This window comes from Corynebacterium sp. HMSC077G07, from assembly GCF_001809225.1.
Classification (GTDB): Bacteria; Actinomycetota; Actinomycetes; order Mycobacteriales; family Mycobacteriaceae; genus Corynebacterium; species Corynebacterium jeikeium_D.
Window position 1 is genome coordinate 198,351 of record NZ_KV796537.1, and the last position, 20,349, is coordinate 218,699.

The window sequence follows — 20,349 nt, forward strand, 5'->3', positions numbered from 1 at the left end:
TTCGCCTACAAGCGACGGGCGATTTCCGCGCCAATCTCGCTTAGTGCCGACCCCCAGCGCTCCCGCGATTGCTCATCACAGGTTTCCTGTGCGCGGTAAAGCGCCTTCTCTGCAGCAGCGACATCGCCCAAATGCAGGTGGCACTGTGCAATTTGTGCAAGCAGAGGCACGGCCTGGATATTGAGGTTATCGGACTGGAAAAGTCCCGCCGCCAACTCCAGGTGATCAATGGCGCGCCCTTGATGTCCTCGACGAATCTCTGCCTGGCCGTTCAAGGTGTGCCACATCGCCCAGCGCAAGTGGCGCGGAGGGGTGTCCGCAGTCGGCTCGAAGCCGTCTTTCTCCAGGTTATCCAGCAAATCCAACCAGTCCGCGGCCTTGTCCATCAGCTTCGGTGCAGAGCCACGGATGGGGCGCCCCAGACTGTCGGTCTGCGGAGCATCCGCCTCGTCGCCGAGCTCCTCGAACCCCTGCATCAGAGTTAGGGCTGCTTCCCAGAGGTTGTTTTCCTCAGCCAATGCCGTGGCGGCGTCGAAAAGCTGCTGCGGGCTAGAAGTCGCGGAATCACCAGAAGTAGTCATGACCTAACACTCTACTTTGTGCCACCGCCAGCACCGAAGTGGGCGGGGCGCTAGTATTCGTCGTCAAGCGATTGAATGATGATGACGTCAAGGGCATCGAGAACAGGATGGCCTTCCCACACGTCGCGGGGCAGAAGCTCTTCGACGCGCCGGGCGTAGGCGGCGGCACCGTCGGAATCACCCGCGTCGAGACGGTATCGAACCCCCGCCAGCAGCGCGCGGGCGGCTTCCTCGCCATCGCCGGACTGCAGGTAGCCCTTCGCGGCGGCTTCCACATGGTTGATGGCCAAAGTGTCGCGGCCAGCGGAGTAGAAGACGTAGGCGGCATCGTCGTGCCAGTCGGCGAGTGACCAGTCGTCGGAGATGAGCTTCTGAGAACGCAGCAGAAGGTCCTCAGCCTCGTTGAGCGTGTGGTCAATGACGGCGGAAGCGTCCTCGGAGACGATCTCGGCGGTGAATTCGGAGCCCTCTTCGGAAATGACCAGGTCAATGACATGAATGATGGAACGTGCAGCCTGGCGGTAGGCCTTGGCAGCGCCCTTGGTATCGCCGTTGCGTTCAAGGTGCTCGCCGTGTTCGATGAGCAGCTTTGCCGCCTGGCGGGGATTATTGCCGAGACCCGCGGCTGCGGAGGCAATAGAAAAAGCCGCGTCGGTGCGTTCTTCATCGGCGGTAAATGCTGACCAGTGCGCAACTGGTTCGGCAAAGCGCAGCGCCTCGTCAACCTCGTCGGCGTCGAGGAGACTGCGGGCCAGAACGAGCTGGATATCCATGGTGATGGGGTTGACCGGAATGCCTTCGGCGCTGGCGAGCGCGCGGCGGGCAATTGCGGCGGATTCCGCGAAATCGCCGTGGGCGTTGAGAAGCGCACAGAGCAGACGCACGCTGCGAAGCACCGCGACCGTGAGTCCTGCATCGAGACCAGCCTGCACGATTGGGCGTAGCTGGCGGATTGCCTCCGCTTCCTCACCAGCTTCCAGAGAGAGGAAAGCCAGGAATTGGCGAGCTTCAATCGTCGTGGTGACGGGTTCCGACTGAGGGGCTGCCGCGACGCTGGCTGCGATGCGGGCGGCCCTGCGCAGCTCACCACGGCTGTGCGCGAGCTGCGCCTCCAATAGCTTGCGGTCATCAAAACTGCTTCGCTTTGGTGCCCAGCGTGCGGACCATTCAGAGAGTTGACCGGCGATTTCCGCCCGGCGCGCCAGCGATGCTGCGGCACCAGCAACAGCCGCGCTGACCAGGTAGTAATAGGCCTCCCCGGGCTGTGGAGTGGTGGCGACGATGTCCTTAGTAAGCCTGATCAGCTCGGGGATTTCGGAGTCCTCGGGGCGCCGGCCGGTGATGGCATCACCTGGGTTGGCGTCGATGAAGGCCTCTGCCTCGGCGAATGCTCCGTAGGAGCGTGCGTGCAAGATCGCGGGGCGGATGTTGGCCTCAGTTGCCCAGCGCAGCCACTCGGCGCGTGCAGCAGCGGCTTCTTCTACTAATTCCAGTTGGTCGGCGACTGCGTGCCTGAGTGCGTGGAATTCGCCAACGACATCGGGGGAGTTGGTAGGCGCGTCGGCTAACCAGTGCGTGTGGGCGAACTTGGTGACAGCGCGCCAACTGGTGACGTGGTCGAGCGTGGCACCGGCCCTGCGGGAAATAACCAGCAGCTCCGGAAGTGAGTCCGGTAATGCCTTTAGCGGATTGGGCAGGGGAGGAAAGTCCAGGGGTTCGGACGAGTTCTCCGTTGCTGATGCGTTTTCTGAATTCCCTGACGCGTAGTCGGCCGCGATGCCGGTATCCCAATCGCCAACTTGAATTCCAGACTCAGAGTTTTCTTCTTCCCACCAGACCATTGGACTATCTTCGCCCGTGGCATCGGGAAGATGCAAAAACTGCTTTGTTTTTCAGACCTGTGCAGTCGGGTGCGCTGTTAAGCCGGGTTTGAAAAGCTACGCATTAGTCCACGAACTTCATCGCGCACCGGGTGATCCGGGCCGACTAGGTCGCCGATGCGAACCGCGAACCGGCGGGCGCGTTCCTCATTGTTATCACTAGCAGCAGCACGCACCGCGATGGTCAGTGTGCGGGCGGCGTCGGCAGGGGCGTGGGCTTCTAAGAAAAGCTCGGCAGCTTCGTCGGCGTACTTGTACACGCCGTCGTTGTCCCACACAGACCAGCACAACAGCGCCTGTGCTTCATGCCACTTGGCCGATTCCCAGGACCCAACCACGTAGCCACGTGAGCGTTCCATCAGGTGGTCAGTCAGTTCACTTGTAGCGCCCACGTTACTGAGTGATAGTGCGGCATCCATCAGAGTTTCCGCAGGCGAAATCGGGGACGAGTATCCGGCACGAATATCGGCCAGTGCGTCGAAGAGTACTGCGGCATGCTCAGTATTGCCCTCTTGGACTGCCGATTCCGCCGCAATGGCACAGGAAAAATCAGTACGTGCGGAATCCTGGGTAGGCTCAGACCACTTTGCAACCGACTCCGCTTCCTGGCCGGCATGGTGGAAATCTCCGAGCTCGTACAGTGCCGTTGCCTTCAGCAGCGCGATTTCCATGGTGACTTCACAGTTGGGGTAGTCTGCCGACACATCCTGGGCGCGCTGAGTTAGCTTCAGCATCTCCCCGGCATCGGGCTTGTTGTGTGCCACCTCGAAGTTGATGTCTGCCATCTCACGAACCGCGAGAATATAGTCAGTGTCCAGTCTGTGCTGGTCCGCGACTGCCACGTTGTTTGACAGCATTCGGAACGCGGTATCGCTATTACCTGTCTCTATCGAGTACCGTGCCAAATTCTGCCTCAGCTCAAGGCCCGCGATTACGGAGCGGTTACCGATTGCATTGAGCTGTGAGGCGCAAAGTCGCGCTGCGTCGACGACTTTCCCGGCTCGGTGCAGCAGTGATGCCTCCGTCAGAGTCTTCGCCAGCGCAATCGACTCAAACTTATCCTCATTTGGCAGTGCACGAATCATCTCGTGCAGCTCCCGTGCCAAGTCCTCGCGGTTGACCTTTCGCAGGGCGCTTGCAATCCGAATCAGCGCGTCAGTCAGTGCCGCCCGCTTCTTCCACTGGCGTGGGCTAAACGGCTCCTCCGCTTCTTCGCTTGCCGACGATTCCTGCGGCCGCGGCCCATCCGCATCCGTGGTCACCGCGCTGTGACTGCTGGTTGGGGCATCCAGATCGTCGGCAAGCACGAGTGCCCGGTACGAGGTGATCTCCCTGCTCATGCGTGCGATGAGTGGGATTTCGGTCTCTGCGGCAGCAGAGGTGGGGCCATCGGCGATAAAGGTGGTGTAGCGGCGGGCTTCATCCGCCGCTAGCCGTGCCCGGGCGCGCCAGTACTCCGGGACGTTGTCGTTATCGGATGCCCATACCATCCAGTTCAGGGCGGCATCGTGCGCAGCCGTCATCATGCCGAGCGATTCGGTGACCTCGCGGACTATGCGGTAAAACGCGCCGACGTGTTCGGTAACGCCGTGGGCTTCCGGGTCAGAAAAGAGCTGTGGGTTGTAGAAATGATGCGCGAAAACTGATTCCAGTTGGCGCGTGGCCAGGGAATTGTCGGCTGCGGTCGCGTCTGCATAGGCTGCGACGAGCTCCGGCAAATCCGGGCTGTTTCCTTCCTGGTTCAACAGCTGACCTTTCTACGACTGGTTACTACTTTCCTTAACACTGTAATGGGTCACTGTGGCGGAGCTAACTTGCGCCACAGTATGAGGGGTTAAATGGGGCAATCGGTATGAACCTAACGTGAGAAAGATATGCTTAGTTCATACTCAAGGGTGCCTTTAAGGGCGAATAGTAGCGAAAACCGTGGATAAAGTCTTTGGCTTTGACCCAGATTTTCAATACTTTGTTGTCATTTCTTTGTCACTCTGAAGTGCTCACGTATGAATCCATCGTGCGAATAGGCGGTTACTAATTAATTATGTTGTCCACTATTGATCTTCGCGGTCAGACTCCCCCCACCGCCACTCTGCGTCGAGTGTTGCCGCGTGGTGCGGCAGACGTTGATTCGATGATTCCCACGGTCAAGCCCGTTGTCGATGACGTGGCAGTCCGTGGTGTGGAAGCGGCGATGGAGTACTCCGAGAAGTTTGACCGTATTCGTCCGGCATCCATGCGCGTTCCAGCGGAGGTTATCGATGCCGCGGAAGCTGCGCTGGAAGACGATGTCCGCTCTGCTCTGCAGGAGTCCATCGGGCGCGTGCGCGCGTTCCACGCTGCTCAGAAGCCGAATGATAAGACTGTTGAAATTCTGCCCGGCGGCATTGTCCGCGAGAAGTGGATTCCGGTTTCGCGCGTCGGTCTTTACGTCCCCGGGGGCAACGCCGTCTACCCGTCGTCCGTATTGATGAACGTCATCCCAGCTCAGGAAGCTGGTGTGGAGTCCCTCGTCGTCGCCTCTCCGCCGCAGGCCGACAACGACGGCTGGCCGCACCCGACCATCCTGGCTGCCTGCAAGCTGCTTGGCGTGACCGAGGTGTGGGCCGTCGGTGGTGCACAGGCCGTCGCACTGCTCGCATACGGCGATGAAAACGAGAGCCTCGAGCCGGTCGACATGGTCACCGGTCCGGGCAACATCTTCGTTACCGCCGCCAAACGCCTGTGCCGCTCGGTCGTCGGTATCGACGCCGAAGCTGGCCCGACCGAAATTGCCATTCTCGCAGATAACACCGCTGATCCTGTCTCCGTCGCCTACGACCTGATTTCCCAGGCTGAGCACGACGTCATGGCCGCCAGCGTGCTTATCACCGACGACGCCGATTTCGCCGCCACCGTCGACCGCGAGGTCGAAAACCGCTACGAGGTCACCATGAACGCCGACCGCGTTCGCGAGGCGCTCACCGGCGATCAGTCTGGCATCGTGCTTGTCGACGACATGAATATCGGCATCCAGGTTGCAGACGCCTACGCCGCTGAGCACCTGGAGATCCACACCGAAAACGCGCAGGCCGATGCCGAACGCATTACCAATGCCGGCGCAATCTTCATCGGTCGCTTCTCGCCGGTGCCACTGGGCGATTACTCGGCCGGCTCTAACCACGTGTTGCCGACCTCCGGCACCGCCCGCCACGCCTCGGGCCTGTCAACGCACACCTTCCTCAAGTCGGTCCACATGATTGACTACAACGAGGCCGCGTTGAAGGAAGTTGCCGACAGCGTAGTAGTCCTGGCCAACGAAGAACGACTGCCAGCGCACGGCGAGGCCATCCGTGCCCGCTTTGAGACGCTTCTCGGCTCTGAGGACAATGGCGCAGAAAAGGGGAACAACTAATGAGCAACCAGCCTGAGAATCAGCCACAGCCGTCGGTAGCCAAGTTGGCGCTGGCAGATTTGCCACTGCGCGACGAACTGCGCGGCGAGGAAGCCTACGGTGCCCCGCAGCTCGACGTCGATGTTCGCCTGAACACCAACGAAAACCCGTACCCGCCATCCGATGACCTCATCGCCGACCTGGTGGCGCAAGTGGAGAAGGTCGCCTCTGACCTCAACCGCTACCCGGACCGTGACGCAGTAGCACTGCGCAGCGCACTCGCCGATTATGTCACCCGCCAGACCGGCGTGGACATCACCGTCGACCAGGTATGGGCCGCCAACGGCTCCAATGAGATTCTCCAGCAGCTGCTGCAGGCATTTGGCGGGCCGGGGCGCAGCGCAATGGGCTTTGTGCCCAGCTACTCGATGCACCCGATCCTCTCGTCCGGCACGCAGACGGAGTTCATCGGCATCGCCCGCGACCCGGAGACCTTCGACATCGACATGGATAGTGCGCTCGCGGCCATTGCCGAGCACCGTCCTGACGTCATCTTCATCACGACTCCGAACAACCCGACTGGCAATCTGACCACGCTCGCTGACCTGCGCCGCATTATTGAAGCCGCGCCGGGCATCGTCATTGTCGATGAGGCCTACGCCGAGTTCACTGAGGAGCCGTCGGCGACAACGCTGCTGGCTGAGTTCCCGTCGAAGCTGGTTGTCTCCCGTACGATGAGCAAGGCTTTCGACTTCGCCGGAGGCCGCCTCGGCTACTTCGTTGCTAACCCGGCATTTATTGATGCTGTGATGCTCGTACGTCTGCCATACCACCTGTCGACGTTGACGCAGGCCGCTGCCACGGTTGCACTTCGCCACTCGGATGCGACGCTGTCGACCGTCGCAAAGCTTGCCGACGAGCGTGATCGCGTCGTAGCCGCCCTGAACAGCTATGGCTACGACGTGATTGACTCGTACTCCAACTTCGTATTCTTCGGTCGTTTCGCCGATGCCGCGACGGCATGGCAGAGCTTCTTGGATGAGGGAGTACTCATCCGCGATGTTGGCGTGCCCGGTCGTCTCCGTGCCACTATTGGTCTGCCCAGCGAAAATGATGCGCTGCTGGCGGCGGCCAAGAAATTGGCAGCGACCGCGCTGGCTTAAGCGAAATGCTGCCGGTACATCCCACTACAAGGAGAGATCTGACTTATGCACTTCAGTGATAAGGACCATCTGGAGGCAGAGCGCACTGAGCGCGTTGGCCGTGTCGAGCGCGCCACCCGCGAATCGAGCATCGTCTGCTCGGTGAATCTCGATGGCACCGGCAAGACCGATATTTCGACCGGTCTGCCGTTCTTCGACCACATGTTGACCGCTTTCGGCTCCCACGGCAGCTTCGACCTGACTGTGCACGCCAACGGCGACACCGAGGTCGATGCGCACCACACGGTGGAGGATACCGGCATTGTGATGGGGCAGGCCTTCGCCCAGGCGTTGGGGGACAAGTCTGGTATTCGTCGCTTTGGTGACTGCTATATCCCGATGGATGAAACGCTGGCACACGCAGTGGTTGATGTGTCTGGTCGCCCGTACTTCGTTGGCACTGGCGAACCAGAGCAGATGTTGACTGCCGTCATTGGTGGTCACTACGCAACGGTTATCAACGAGCATTTCTTTGAGTCCTTCGCCCTAAATGCCCGTATTGCGCTGCATGTTCGCTGTCTCTACGGGCGCGATCCGCACCACATCACCGAGGCTGAGTACAAGGCTGTGGCCCGTGCCCTGCGTGCTGCCGTCGAGGACGACCCGCGCGTCCACGGTGTGCCGTCGACCAAGGGCACTCTGTAGGTCGCAGCTGAAGTAGACGGCCACTGTAGGAAACCGGAAAATCCGCCTTAGCTGGCATTTTAGGGGAATCGATGGTAACAACGTCTGTAGACGTGCTTTTAGCGCAGGTGTCTACCGCATCGACGCTGAGCACTTATTTTTTGTTCATTGTCGCTGGTCTGCTGGTGGGCGGAACATGGTCACTCTATAAATCCGGATCGAGGGTCGGAACAATTGTCCTTGGTCTCTTATCTGTGATCGCGCTCGCCGGCGCAATTTTGTGGTTGATAGGAGTGATGGAGTAAATGGCGTCCCGGGTGATGGACCGCAGGCAGTTGGACGAACTGGACAGCATGTGGAAAGCGCCCGGACTAGTACCTACGCTAGTCGCCGTGATGGCCGCCTTCGGTGGCTGGTCACTCCTCATGCCTGTCATTCCGCAGGCAATTCTTGACGATGGCGGTGGAACCTCGCTCGCCGGTGCCTACACCGGTGTTTTTATGGCCGCTACCGTTCTCACACAGACGCAGACTCCACGTATGTGTCGCCGTCTTGGCTACGGCATGACCATGCTGATTTCAGGTCTGTTTCTGGGCTTGCCGACGATTCTGCACATCTTTGGCACCGATGCTGCTTTGGTGCTCATCATTGCGGTTCTCCGCGGTATGGGCTTCGGTGCGTTGACTGTCGCCGAGTCCGCATTGATTGCCGAGCTAGTGCCAATGAAATTTCTGGGTAAGGCCTCTGGCGTTCTCGGTGTGGCAGTTGGTTTATCTGAGCTCATTTTCTTGCCACTAGGACTAATCATTGCGGACAAGACGGGTTCTTACACCCCTGTTTATGTCTTGGGCGCCGTCATCTCGCTTGTCGGTTCGTTGATGGCACTCTTTATCCCGAAGATTAAGCCAGCGCCGAAGGAGGGCAAGGGCGGCAAGGAAGACGTCGGCGATCCTGTGCCCGGATCTGCAGCAACTCAGCCGAGCCCCGTTGAGCACGTTGCCACATGGAAGCTGGTGGCCATTCCCGCGCTCGCAATTTGCACGATTGCGATGGGCTTTGGTGGTATTTCCGCATTCCTTGCCCCGGCAGCTCGCGAAATCGATCTGGTCTCCGGTGCGGTTGTGGCTGGCCTGTCGCTGTCTGTTCTCGGTGGCGCGCAGATGGTGTTCCGTTATTTCGCAGGAATCTACGCCGACCGGAAGTCGGAGGCTGGAATTCTGCTGATTCCGGCATTGATCAGTGGTTTTATTGGTCTGCTGATGATGTCCGGCGTGGTTCTCTTTGATTTGTCGGCCTGGCTGCTGCTGGTTGCGGCCGTTTTCTACGGCGCGGGCTTCGGCATAGTGCAAAATGAGGCTCTGCTGCTGATGTTTGCCCGCCTGCCGCGTGACCGTACTGCTGAGGCCAGTGCCTTCTGGAACATGTCCTTTGACTCGGGCACTGGTATCGGCTCGTTCGTTCTGGGAGCCGTAGCCGCGGCTGCACTCCGTCCGTACCCGGCTGTCTTTGCCTTTGCGGCAGCTCTGCTGGCAGTTGGCCTCATTGGTGCGGTGCTCGACCGAATCATCGGAAAGCACCGCGTGGCGGAGTACCAGAACACCCGCGCTACGCTGCGTCGTCTGGGGGATGCCGTGAAGCGTCGTACGCCGGAGGCCGCTGTGCGTGTTGCCCGCCCGGCAAAGAATGCAGTGACGCGTTTGACGGTTCGGGACCGCAAGAAGAAGTAACTACATACAAAGAGACGTTTGAAAAAGAGTGGCTGCGCAAGTTCTTGCGCAGCCACTCTTTTGGTTATTAGATGCAACCCCCGGTGTGGGGTCAGCCGTGCCTGTTTATGCGACGGCGACGTCCATCTCGGTGAAGAGAGCCCGCAGGCGGGTTTCGATATCGTCGATAAGCGACTGCAGCTCATCGTCTGTGAGACTGTCCGGATCTGCGACATCCCATTCCACGTAGCGGTCGCCGGGGACTGCTGGTGTCTCGTCGATGCCCATGAGCACGACAACATCGGCGCGGTGGGAAACGCGGGGAGTAATCGCCTTTTGGGTGAGGCGTGAGGTGTCCACGCCACGGTCGTGAAGAGCCGCGACGACGCGAGGGTTCAGGCCATCCTCTGGATTGAGGCCGATAGTGCGGATAAAGACTTCGTCACCAACCAGGTGGTAGGCCAGGGCAGTGGCAATCTGGCTACGGCCGGAACCGCGACTATCGGCAAAGAGAATCTCTTGGCGCGGGGCGAAGTCCTTGCATCCGCTCGCGGCCTTGATGCGTTCGGTGGCCTCGCGTTCGGCGAGGACGGGGAGGAAGTTAGTCACCTTCGCAGAGTTGGACAGCTCTGCAATGACATCGTCGAGGATGGAATCGATGGTCGCAGCATCGCAGGCTGCACCGTAGAGCCGGTGAAGGTCCTCGCGGACAATGGCAAATGATTTACTAAGAACGGATGCGGTAGTCATGGCGTCGGAGCCTCTCTGTGAAAAAGTAATCAGGGGTATTAGGGATAAATCAATAACTTAGTTAACCTGTTGTTAACCTTGAGTTTACCAAAGTATTCGGTAGTTGTATACCAGTGCTTCTGCCTATCCAGGCAGTTTTCTTGGGGTAAGTGGCAAACATCGATTCCCAGCGCCTTAAAATGTCCAACTATGGAACAAGTCTCACCTTCGACGAAGACCCCGACCGTTGCCATCCTTGATTACGGCTCCGGTAATTTGCGTTCAGCTGAGCGCGCTGTGGCCACCACGGGTGCCGAGGTTATTGTGACCGCCGATCCGAAGACCGTGATGGAGGCCGATGGTCTGCTCGTTCCCGGCGTCGGCGCCTATGCCGCATGCATGGAGGGTTTGCATCGAGTACAAGGGCCGCGCCTGATCGGCTCTCGACTCGCAGGTGGTCGACCAGTGATGGGAATCTGCGTCGGTATGCAGGTGCTCTTTGACCGCGGCGTCGAGTACGCCGACGGCATCCACGCAGCGGAGACCGACGCATCCGCAGCTGTCACCGGCACCCCGGGTTGTGGTGAATGGCCCGGTACTGTCGAGCGTCTCGAGGCGTCGATTCTGCCGCACATGGGCTGGAACACGGTTGAAGTACCGGAAGGCTCAAAGATGTTTAAGGGACTGGAAGATCAGCGTTTTTACTTCGTCCACTCCTACGGTGTGCGCAAGTGGGACCTTAATACGGATTCTCGCATCGCTCCGCCGCTGGTGACGTGGTCTGCCCACGAATCCGATCGGTTTATCGCAGCCGTGGAAAACGGTCCGCTGTGGGCCACGCAGTTCCACCCTGAGAAGTCTGGTGAAGCAGGGTTGAAGCTGCTGCAGAACTGGGTGGACACGCTGTAGTTGCCCAATCGGTAGTATCTGCCCTAACCGCACTACCTGGTAGGTGACGGAGTTTCGCCACCTAGACCACCTATACTGAGATAACTAGCAACAAGCATCGTTGTGACAATCGCCACAACGCCCAAAAGTCGAAGAGAGTAGAGCCCCCATGAGTTTGACCCTGCTGCCCGCTGTAGACGTAGCCGATGGCCAGGCTGTGCGCCTTGTTCAGGGTGCTGCTGGAACCGAGACTTCCTATGGTGCACCGCTGGAAGCTGCCATGAATTGGCAGAACGCAGGCGCTGAGTGGATCCACCTGGTCGACCTCGATGCCGCGTTCGGTCGCGGTTCGAACTACGACCTGCTTGCCGACGTGGTGGGCAAGCTCGACGTGAAGGTGGAGCTCTCCGGCGGTATCCGTGACAACGCTTCGCTCGAGGCTGCGCTGGCCACCGGCTGTGCCCGCGTCAATATTGGCACCGCCGCACTGGAGAATCCGGAGTGGTGCCGCGAGGTTATCGCCAACTACGGCGACCGTGTAGCCATTGGTCTGGATGTTCTTAACGAAGAGGGGCAGTGGCGCCTGCGCGGCCGCGGCTGGGTCTCCGACGGCGGTGACCTCTGGGAGGTGCTGGAGCGCCTGGATGCTCAGGGTGCATCCCGTTTCGTGGTGACTGACGTCTCCAAGGACGGCACCCTGCAGGGGCCGAATGTGGAACTGCTGCGCGAGGTCGCCGCTGCTACCGATGCTCCAATCGTCGCTTCTGGCGGTGTCAGCAGCCTGGACGACATTGCAGCTATTGCCACACTGGTCGATGAGGGCGTTGACTCCGCAATTGTGGGTAAGGCGCTCTACGCAGGGCGTTTCACCCTGGAAGAGGCCCTGGCAGTAGCTCGCGGCTAAAGAGAACACTTTCGTGGCCGGGCCGGGGAGACGTCGTCAAGCGAAAGCGTTAACGAGCAAACGGCACCCCGGCTGAGACGGCGGATGAAGGATTTAGAAAGTATGGATGCCCTGGAACCGCGGGCGATGCTCGCTATTGCTGAAGCGGCGCTCGATGAGGTCGAAGGCCTGTTCACGCAGCAGGTGGGCGCGGACCCGGTTGTCATGAAGCCGCGCGGAGATTTCGCGACGGAGACCGACCTGGAAATTGAGCGTCGTCTGCGCCAGCTCCTCACGCAGTATTCCGGCCTGCCCGTCTACGGCGAGGAATTCGGTGGCAAGGTTCCCGAGGAACATACCGCCTGGGTCATCGATCCGATTGACGGCACCACAAACTATTCCAACGGCTTTCCGCTGTGTGCCATGCTGCTCACGCTCATGCATGAGGGGGAGCCGGTGGTTGGAATTACCTCCATGCCTCTGCTGCGCCGTCGTATCACCGCAGCTAAAGGTGGCGGAACGTTCGTCAACGGCCGTCGCGTCAACATCGATGCCGAGGCCGGCCGCCCGGTTTCGATTGCCTTCGGCTCCGTCATTGCGAGTACCGACGGTACACTCCCGCGCAAGTGGCGCCAACTGCTGCTGTCAAAGGTGGGCGAGCGCTATCCAACGATTCGAATTACTGGCTCTGTCGGCGTGGACTTGGGCTCCACCGCGATGGGGGCATTCGGTGGCACGGTGACTTTCTCACCGCATGTGTGGGATAACGCAGCTGGTGTACTGCAGATTTCCGAAGCTGGTGGCGTGGTCACAGACTTGGCGGGCAATCCCTGGCGGCATGATTCCGTAGGCGTGCTGGCGGGAACTCGAGATGTTCATGCCACGCTGCGGTCGATTATTGACCAACTGGGTCGTCCGGAGACTTTCCGGAGCTAAACCGTGGGCGACGCCCCTGAGCTGGGTGGTTGCGCAAACCGTCGAGCCACAACTTTGAGCTAACACGAGGAGAACTTAAAAACTATGTCTCTGGCAGTACGCGTGATTCCTTGCCTGGATGTCAACGATGGGAGGGTCGTCAAGGGGGTCAACTTTGAGAATCTCCGTGATGCCGGCGATCCGGTGGAGCTGGCCCGCCGCTATGGTGAGGAGGGCGCTGATGAGCTGACCTTCCTGGACGTCACGGCTTCCAAGGATGGCCGTGGCACCATGCTCGACGTGGTGCGTCGCACCGCAAGTGAGGTCTTCATTCCGCTGACGGTCGGCGGTGGCGTGCGCAGCGTCGAGGATGTCGATCAGCTGCTCCGCGCCGGAGCTGACAAGGTCAGTGTCAATACCGCTGCGATCGCACGTCCAGAACTGCTCAGCGAGCTGTCGCGCCGCTTCGGTGCGCAGTGTGTCGTCCTGTCGGTGGATGCCCGCCGCGTTCCCGAGGGAGGCACGCCGCAGCCGTCGGGCTTCGAGGTGACGACGCACGGTGGTTCACGCTCGGCCGGGATTGACGCCGTCGAGTGGGCACGCCGTGGCGAGGAGCTCGGGGTCGGCGAGATTCTGCTGAACTCCATGGATGGCGACGGCACCAAGGATGGCTTCGACCTGGAGCTGCTGGAGAGAGTCCGCGCTGCCGTCGACGTCCCGGTGATCGCCTCTGGCGGTGCGGGCAAGGCAGAGCACTTCCCCCCGGCAGTGCGCGCCGGTGCCAACGCGGTTTTGGCCGCATCCATTTTCCACTTCGGCGAGGTCAGCATTGCTGAGGTTAAGGAAGAGATGGCCCGCGAGGGGATCGAGGTGCGCCAGTGACTGGTCTAGCCCCGGGCGCTGCAGCTCACGGCGCCGGAGACGATCCGCGTGAGTACACGCTCCCAGCAGATATCGCGAACATTGCCAAGTTCAACGCTGACGGCTTGATTCCGGCCATTGTGCAGGAAGAATCCACTGGTCGCGTGCTCATGATGGCATGGATGGATTCCCACGCGCTGGCGTACACCATCGCTACCAAGCGCGGCACTTACTGGTCGCGCTCCCGGTCCGAGTACTGGATTAAGGGGCTTACTAGTGGCCATTTCCAGACCGTGACATCGCTGGCGTTGGACTGTGATGGCGATACCGTGCTGATGCAGGTAGTGCAGGACGGCGCGGCATGCCACACTGGCTCGCATAGCTGCTTTGACGTGCATCCCGTGTTCGAGGGCTAATCAGTCGATCCGGGTTGCCGAGGTGGGGATTTCGTCGTCAAGCGCGCCCACCTCCGGTGAAGTCCGGGGTTAAGTGATGTGCAATCCGGGGTGCGTGGCACAATAGCGGCTATGACTCGTATCACCATGACCACGCGTGAGCGCTTTCGTGAACTGGCTGCACACCATCGGGTCGTGCCCGTGGTTCGCAAGGTTTTGGCGGACGGCGAAACGGCGCTGTCGGCCTACCGCAAGCTCGCGGCCGATCGTCCCGGCACTTTCTTGCTGGAGTCCTCCGATGTGGGGCAGTCGTGGTCGCGCTGGTCGTTTATCGGTTGCGGCAGTCGCGCCGCGCTGACGGTGGATGATGCGGGGGAGGCAACCTGGATTGGCAATGCGCCGTCGGGTGCGCCAGAGGGCGGAAATCCGTTGGATGCTCTGCGTCGCACGCTGGAGCTGCTGCACACGGAGCTTCCGCTTGCCGACGACGCTTCGGTGCCCAAGCTCACCTCTGGTCTCGTTGGCTACTTCGGGCATGACATTGTCCGCTACATTGAGCCACAGCTGCCGGATACCACTGACAATGATTTGCAGATTCCTGAGCTTATGCAGTTGCTGGTGGAGGACCTGGCTGCTTTTGACCACCACGAGGGCGTGCTGTGGCTGATTTCCAATGCTGTCAACTGGGACGGCTCGGATGAGCGGATTGACCAGGCGTATGACACCGCCTGTGATCGGGTCAATGCGATGGTGGAGCGGCTGTCGGGGGCCTCTGATCTGCGTCCGGCGGAAATTAGCTTCCCAGAGCCGGTGATTCGTCGCCAGCGCGCCGCCGACGACCACATGGATCGTATTGAGCGTTGTAAGGACCACATCCGAGCTGGTGATGCGTTCCAGATTGTGCTCTCGCAGCGGTTCGAGATGGACACGCAGGCGTCAGCTTTTGATATCTACCGCATCCTGCGGGTTTCCAATCCGTCGCCCTACATGTTCCTGGTCAACGTTCCAACCAAGGACTTCTCCGCTACCGCTTTTCAAATTGTCGGTTCCTCCCCGGAATCACTCGTGGCAGTTCAGGGCAGTGAGGTCATCACCAATCCCATCGCGGGCACACGTCCGCGCGGTGCCACGGTGGAGCAGGACAATGCGCTGGAAGCTGATTTGCTGGCAGACGAGAAGGAAAATAGTGAGCATCTGATGCTCGTTGATCTTGGCCGCAATGACCTCGGACGTGTCTGCCGCCCAGGCAGTGTTGTTGTGCACGACTTCCGTCATATTGAGCGCTACAGTCACGTTATGCATCTGGTCTCTACGGTCACCGGCGAGCTTTCCAGCGACGCCACTGCCGTCGACGCGTTCGCGGCCACCTTCCCAGCGGGAACGCTGTCGGGTGCGCCGAAGCCTTCCGCGCTGAGCATTATCGACAAGTTCGAAGACACGCGTCGGGGTGTTTACGGCGGCACTGTTGGATACTTTGACTTCCGGGGCAATACCGATCAGGCAATTGCCATCCGCACAGGTGTGAAGAAGGGCGATACGGTCTATGTTCAGGCTGGCGGCGGAATTGTCAGTGACTCTGACCCGGTGGCAGAGGATGAGGAGACCCGCAACAAGGCCGCGGCCGTGCTGCGAGCTGTCGCGGCAGCTGAGACACTAGTCCCAGCGGAAAGGAGCTAGGTTTTCGATGAAGTCGACAACGATGCTCTCCGGTGGCCTCATTGGCGTGGCCGCAGCGGGAATGTGGTTGTGCAGCCGAAGCGCGTGGCTGACGGTCGATACTGTTGATGACAAGTCCGGTCCAGCGACCACAGATTTGGTGGGCGCAGTTTGGGCTCCAGAGTTGACGTCGATTGCGCTGGCAATGGTGGCTGCACTGTTTGCCACCACCATTTTGGGCTCACTGGGGCGCCGTATTGTCGGTGGCCTCGCGGCGCTGCTCGCAATTGCGGCGTCGTGGACTCCGATGACTCTGCTTGCCAGCGGAGAAGACGGTGTGGACTCCCAGCGGGCACTGGATTTGTTGACGTCGGGAAGCGCCTCACAACGCGCCAGTGATGCGGTGACTGTGGCAGACTGGGCGCAGATCTCAGCGATTGAAGTGCATGCGATGGGGCCAGCCCTGGCCTTGCTGTGCTGCGCATTGGCGCTGGTCGGGGCGGTATTGTTGGTGCGTCGACCGGGTACTGTGAAGAAGCAGAAGTCCAGCGCGTATGAGACCCCGGAGGTACGCCGTCAGCGTATCGCCGAGGACCTGGAGGAAGACCCACAGTCGGGTCGAGTTCTGTGGGATGCTTTGGATGCCGGTGTAGATCCTACGGATCTGGATAAGGAGTAAGGCCGTGGCTAACGTTCTGGACAAGATTATTGAGGGCGTGCGGGAAGATCTCGCTGCTCGGGAAGCCAAGATTTCCTACGGTGAAATCAAGGAGCTCTCGCTGAAGGCGCCGTCGCCGATTGATGCCGTGGCGGCACTGGCTAAGCCCGGGGTGCAGGTGATTGCAGAGGTCAAGCGTGCCTCTCCGTCGAAGGGAGAGCTGGCTGACATCCCTTCGCCGGAGGTCTTGGCGGCAGAGTACGAGCAGGGTGGCGCGGCTGTCATTTCCTGTCTGACTGAGGAGCGCCGCTTCCGCGGTTCGCTCGCCGACCTCGATGCCGTGCGCCGCGCGGTCAACATTCCAGTGCTGCGCAAGGATTTCATCGTCACTCCGTACCAGGTCCATGAGGCCCGCGCACACGGTGCCGACCTGGTGCTGCTGATGTGCTCCGCTTTGGATCAGCCGACGCTGGAATCCCTGCTGGATCGCACCGAGTCGCTTGGCATGAACGCTCTGGTTGAGGCGCACACCGAAGAAGAGGTCGAGCGCGCCGAGGCCGCTGGTGCCAAGATCCTCGGCATCAACGCCCGCAATCTAAAGACCCTCGACGTGGATCTCTCCGTGTACGAACGCCTTGCGCCGATGTTGCCGGATCATGTTGTGAAGGTGGCAGAGTCCGGTGTCAAGGGGCCGGAGGAACTGCGCTACTACGCCTCCCACGGCGCCGACGCGGTACTGGTGGGCGAGGGCCTGGTTACCGCGGGCAAGCCGGGTGAGGCTTGCCGACGTCTCGTTGCCGCCGGTGTCCACCCGACACTCCGCAGCGAGTAGTGATAGACCGCAGTTGCGATAAGCAGCTGTACCGCGCTGCGAACTGCGCCTAGTTTAGTTGCGTGTCACACCTGTTGTGCTGGCACACCACAGTTTCTTAGGCCTTATGTCCCCGCAACCGGTGGGGATAGTCCACAATAGATAACTGTGAGTGACCAAGATTTCAAGAATCATGATGCCCGCGGTGACCGCCTGCCCACGATGGGTGAGGTTATCGCGGAGACAACGAACCACGAATCAGATGCCATTGGGCACTGGGGTAAGTGGGGCGGCCAGTTTGTGCCGGAGGCGCTGATGGCCGTTATCGGTGAGGTCACCGATGGCTACGCGAAGGCCCGCGTTGATCAGGATTTTCTCGATGAGCTCGACCGGCTTCAGCGTACTTATGTCGGACGTCCCTCGCCGCTGTACTACGCGGAGAAGTTCTCCGCTGATATCGGCGCTGACGTCTGGCTCAAGCGCGAGGATTTGAATCACACCGGTAGCCACAAGATTAATAACGTCTTGGGGCAGGTTCTGCTTGCTAAGCGCATGGGCAAGAAGAACATCATTGCCGAGACCGGTGCCGGCCAGCACGGTGTCGCAACCGCGACTGCCTGTGCGCTGCTCGGCCTTAACTGCCGTATCTACATGGGCAAGGTCGACGCAATCCGCCAGCGCCTCAATATCGCCCGCATGCGCCTGCTTGGTGCCGAGGTTATCGAGGTCGAGATTGGTTCGAAGACTCTCAAGGACGCGATCAATGAGGCCATGCGTTTTTGGGTTTCACACGCCGATGACACCTACTACTGCTTCGGCACTGCAGCCGGCCCGCACCCGTTCCCAACAATGGTGCGCGACTTCCAGCGCATCATCAGCGCCGAGGCACGCCAGCAGATTCTCGCGGAGACCGGCTCGCTTCCCGACGCTGTCGTGGCCTGTGTCGGCGGCGGTTCTAATGCGATCGGCGCGTTCCACCACTTCATCGATGATGAATCGGTTCGACTGATTGGCGCTGAAGCTGGCGGTGACGGTGTTGAGACCGGTCGCCATGCAGCACCGATTTCGGCCGCCGGTAATCCGGGTGTGTTCCAGGGCTCCTTCGCAGCCCTGATGCAGAACGAGGACGGTCAGATTACAGAGTCGCACTCGATTTCCGCGGGTCTGGATTACCCGGGCGTGGGCCCGGAGCACTCTTACCTGGCTGATATTGATCGCGCGTCCTACCTGCCGGTGACCGATACCCAGGCGATGCAGGCATTCCAGGATCTGACTCGGATGGAGGGCATCCTGCCCGCTATCGAGTCCGCACACGCGGTAGCTGCCGCCCGACTCATCAGCGATGATCTGAATGAAGAGCTGGGCCGTAAGCCGCTGATTATCGTCAATGTTTCCGGTCGCGGTGACAAGGATGTCGACACCGCTGCTAAGTGGTTTGATCTGATGGAGGAGTCCTAAATGAGTCTGAGTGACGTCTTTGACAAGGTCCGTGAGGAAAACCGCGCAGCATTTATCGGCTACTACCCAGCGGGTTTCCCGACCACCGATAAGTCGATTGAGAACATCAAGGCGATTGTCGACGCTGGCGCCGACATCATCGAGGTTGGTCTGCCTTTCTCCGACCCGATGATGGATGGCCCAACTATTCAGGATGCCGCCAACGTGGCTCTGGATGCGGGCTTCCGTACCCGTGAGATTATGCGGGTGGTTCGCGAAGTCACCGAGCACGGCGGTACCTGTGTGGTCATGAGCTACTGGAATCCGATTCTCCAGTATGGTCCGGAGCGTTTCGCCGAGGACTTGGCCGCCGCTGGTGGTCGGGGCACCATTATCCCGGATCTCATCCCCGAGGAGGCCGGCCAATGGCAGCGTGCAGCTGAGGCCAATGGTCTGTCCAACATCATGTTGGTGGCCCCGTCATCGACCAACGAGCGTCTGCAGCTAACTGCCACCGCGTCGACCGGCTTCGTCTACGCCACCAGCCACATGGGTGTCACAGGTGCCCAGGCTAGCGTCGACTCGGCCGCCGGCAAGTTGGTTGCCCGCACGCGCGAGGTCACCGATACACCGGTGTGCGTCGGTTTGGGTGTCTCCAATGGGGCACAGGCCGCGGAGATTGCCGAGTTTGCGGATGGCGTAATCGTTGGCTCGGCACTGATCAAGGCCGCGATGAAGAGCACCGATGACCTGGTAACGCTCGCCCGTGAACTCGCCGCGGGCGTACGAGGAGAGAGCTAGCGCATTTATGAGTTCCACCCTTGTTCTCGCTGAAACTGCAACGACGTATCTGGCCAACATTCCCTCTCCGCCGCAGGGGGTGTGGCAGTTAGGACCGCTACCACTGCGTGGTTACGCGATTTCCATCTTGGTTGGCGTACTCGTCGGCATTTATTGGATGCAGCGCCGCTACGCGGCCAGGGGTGGAGACCCGGAGTTGGTCCTCGACATTGCCATTGCGGTTATTCCTGCGGGCATTATCGGCGGCCGTCTCTACCACGTCGCCACTGACTGGGAGAAGTACTTCGGCCTCGGCGCCAATCCCGCCGATGCACTGAAAATCACCAATGGTGGCCTCGGCATCTGGGGAGCGGTGGCGCTGGGGGTGCTGGCCGCGTGGGCGGTCGCTAAGTGGCGAAAGGTGCCGTTTGCGCCAGTTCTTGACGCGGCCGCACCCGCGATCATCCTTGGACAGGCCATTGGGCGTCTGGGCAATTGGTTCAACCAGGAACTCTACGGTGGCCCAACGTCACTTCCGTGGGGCCTGGAAATTTACCAACGAGTTGATGAGTTTGGCCGGGTTGCCCCCGTCACCGGAACGTCGACAGGCGAAGTGCTGGCCGTGGTGCATCCAACGTTTCTCTACGAGATGGTGTGGAACGTCCTCGCCTGTCTGGTCATTGTGTGGGCGGACCGAAAGTTCAAAATGGGCGGCGGGCGCGTCTTTGCACTCTATGTCGCGGCCTACACTTTGGGACGTTTCTTCATTGAACTCATGCGCGTCGATGACGCAACGCTGATATTCGGTGTGCGTATTAATAACATCACGTCGCTCGTGGTCTTTTTCTGCGCTGTCATTGCTTTGTGGATTCTGCGGTCCAAGAGCCGCGAAACCGCAGCTGAAGTCAGGGGAGAGCGCGAGGCTGCTGAAGCTCACAGTGCTTCCAACTGACGCATAGCCCGTTAAGGGACT

19 protein-coding genes are annotated in these 20,349 nt (G+C 60.2%); 15 read left to right on the forward strand and 4 right to left on the reverse strand.

Going from position 1 to position 20,349, the window contains the following annotated elements; translation table 11 throughout:
* Window positions 1-5: 5 nt before the first annotated feature.
* From HMPREF2562_RS07620 to HMPREF2562_RS07630, 3 genes are all read right to left on the reverse strand, one after another.
* Complete coding sequence (locus tag HMPREF2562_RS07620) at window positions 6-581, reverse strand: hypothetical protein (protein WP_016422955.1); 576 nt, start codon at window positions 579-581, stop codon at window positions 6-8.
* 50 nt (window positions 582-631) lie between these two features.
* The gene (locus HMPREF2562_RS07625; protein ID WP_016422954.1) at window positions 632-2,422 is read right to left on the reverse strand and encodes a hypothetical protein; all 1,791 of its coding nucleotides are present in this window, start codon (window positions 2,420-2,422) and stop codon (window positions 632-634) included.
* Window positions 2,423-2,499: 77 nt separating this feature from the next.
* Window positions 2,500-4,206 carry a hypothetical protein gene (locus tag HMPREF2562_RS07630; protein ID WP_016422953.1) on the reverse strand — a complete coding sequence of 569 codons (1,707 nt, stop codon included), beginning with the start codon at window positions 4,204-4,206 and terminating at the stop codon, window positions 2,500-2,502.
* 296 nt (window positions 4,207-4,502) lie between these two features.
* Between HMPREF2562_RS07630 and hisD the strand changes: the two genes are divergently transcribed.
* The 4 genes from hisD (at window position 4,503) to HMPREF2562_RS07655 (ending at window position 9,384) form a co-directional block, all read left to right on the forward strand.
* Window positions 4,503-5,852, forward strand: coding sequence for a histidinol dehydrogenase (gene hisD / locus HMPREF2562_RS07635; protein WP_070549819.1), 1,350 nt, complete (start codon window positions 4,503-4,505; stop codon window positions 5,850-5,852).
* Window positions 5,852-6,994, forward strand: coding sequence for a histidinol-phosphate transaminase (locus tag HMPREF2562_RS07640; protein WP_016422951.1), 1,143 nt, complete (start codon window positions 5,852-5,854; stop codon window positions 6,992-6,994). Before hisD ends, HMPREF2562_RS07640 begins: the two co-directional genes overlap by 1 nt.
* A 45-nt stretch (window positions 6,995-7,039) precedes the next feature.
* Window positions 7,040-7,678: an imidazoleglycerol-phosphate dehydratase HisB gene (gene hisB / locus HMPREF2562_RS07645; protein ID WP_005510321.1), complete on the forward strand. Its 639-nt coding sequence runs from the start codon at window positions 7,040-7,042 to the stop codon at window positions 7,676-7,678.
* 284 nt (window positions 7,679-7,962) lie between these two features.
* Complete coding sequence (locus tag HMPREF2562_RS07655) at window positions 7,963-9,384, forward strand: MFS transporter (RefSeq protein WP_016422949.1); 1,422 nt, start codon at window positions 7,963-7,965, stop codon at window positions 9,382-9,384.
* 105 nt (window positions 9,385-9,489) lie between these two features.
* Here the strand turns inward: HMPREF2562_RS07655 and HMPREF2562_RS07660 are convergent, their stop codons facing one another.
* On the reverse strand, window positions 9,490-10,113 hold the full coding sequence (locus HMPREF2562_RS07660; RefSeq protein ID WP_016422948.1) for an arsenate-mycothiol transferase ArsC: 624 nt from the start codon (window positions 10,111-10,113) through the stop codon (window positions 9,490-9,492).
* 189 nt (window positions 10,114-10,302) lie between these two features.
* Between HMPREF2562_RS07660 and hisH the strand changes: the two genes are divergently transcribed.
* The 11 genes from hisH (at window position 10,303) to lgt (ending at window position 20,328) form a co-directional block, all read left to right on the forward strand.
* Window positions 10,303-11,001 (forward strand): imidazole glycerol phosphate synthase subunit HisH, encoded by a 699-nt coding sequence (gene hisH / locus HMPREF2562_RS07665; RefSeq protein ID WP_016422947.1) that lies wholly within the window; start codon window positions 10,303-10,305, stop codon window positions 10,999-11,001.
* Window positions 11,002-11,149: 148 nt separating this feature from the next.
* Window positions 11,150-11,884, forward strand: coding sequence for a bifunctional 1-(5-phosphoribosyl)-5-((5-phosphoribosylamino)methylideneamino)imidazole-4-carboxamide isomerase/phosphoribosylanthranilate isomerase PriA (gene priA / locus HMPREF2562_RS07670; protein ID WP_016422946.1), 735 nt, complete (start codon window positions 11,150-11,152; stop codon window positions 11,882-11,884).
* Window positions 11,885-11,986: 102 nt separating this feature from the next.
* Complete coding sequence (locus HMPREF2562_RS07675; protein ID WP_005510274.1) at window positions 11,987-12,799, forward strand: inositol monophosphatase family protein; 813 nt, start codon at window positions 11,987-11,989, stop codon at window positions 12,797-12,799.
* Between the two features lie 84 nt (window positions 12,800-12,883).
* Window positions 12,884-13,660: an imidazole glycerol phosphate synthase subunit HisF gene (gene hisF, locus HMPREF2562_RS07680; protein WP_016422945.1), complete on the forward strand. Its 777-nt coding sequence runs from the start codon at window positions 12,884-12,886 to the stop codon at window positions 13,658-13,660.
* Window positions 13,657-14,055 carry a phosphoribosyl-AMP cyclohydrolase gene (gene hisI / locus HMPREF2562_RS07685; protein ID WP_048734633.1) on the forward strand — a complete coding sequence of 133 codons (399 nt, stop codon included), beginning with the start codon at window positions 13,657-13,659 and terminating at the stop codon, window positions 14,053-14,055. Before hisF ends, hisI begins: the two co-directional genes overlap by 4 nt.
* A gap of 111 nt (window positions 14,056-14,166) precedes the next feature.
* Complete coding sequence (locus HMPREF2562_RS07690) at window positions 14,167-15,711, forward strand: anthranilate synthase component I (RefSeq protein WP_016422944.1); 1,545 nt, start codon at window positions 14,167-14,169, stop codon at window positions 15,709-15,711.
* 7 nt (window positions 15,712-15,718) lie between these two features.
* Window positions 15,719-16,369 (forward strand): TIGR02234 family membrane protein, encoded by a 651-nt coding sequence (locus tag HMPREF2562_RS07695; RefSeq protein WP_016422943.1) that lies wholly within the window; start codon window positions 15,719-15,721, stop codon window positions 16,367-16,369.
* A gap of 4 nt (window positions 16,370-16,373) precedes the next feature.
* The gene (trpC, locus tag HMPREF2562_RS07700) at window positions 16,374-17,180 is read left to right on the forward strand and encodes an indole-3-glycerol phosphate synthase TrpC (RefSeq protein ID WP_016422942.1); all 807 of its coding nucleotides are present in this window, start codon (window positions 16,374-16,376) and stop codon (window positions 17,178-17,180) included.
* Between the two features lie 147 nt (window positions 17,181-17,327).
* On the forward strand, window positions 17,328-18,617 hold the full coding sequence (gene trpB, locus HMPREF2562_RS07705) for a tryptophan synthase subunit beta (protein WP_016422941.1): 1,290 nt from the start codon (window positions 17,328-17,330) through the stop codon (window positions 18,615-18,617).
* Complete coding sequence (gene trpA, locus HMPREF2562_RS07710) at window positions 18,618-19,397, forward strand: tryptophan synthase subunit alpha (RefSeq protein WP_016422940.1); 780 nt, start codon at window positions 18,618-18,620, stop codon at window positions 19,395-19,397.
* 7 nt (window positions 19,398-19,404) lie between these two features.
* Window positions 19,405-20,328 carry a prolipoprotein diacylglyceryl transferase gene (lgt, locus tag HMPREF2562_RS07715; RefSeq protein ID WP_049190023.1) on the forward strand — a complete coding sequence of 308 codons (924 nt, stop codon included), beginning with the start codon at window positions 19,405-19,407 and terminating at the stop codon, window positions 20,326-20,328.
* Window positions 20,329-20,349 lie beyond the last annotated feature (21 nt).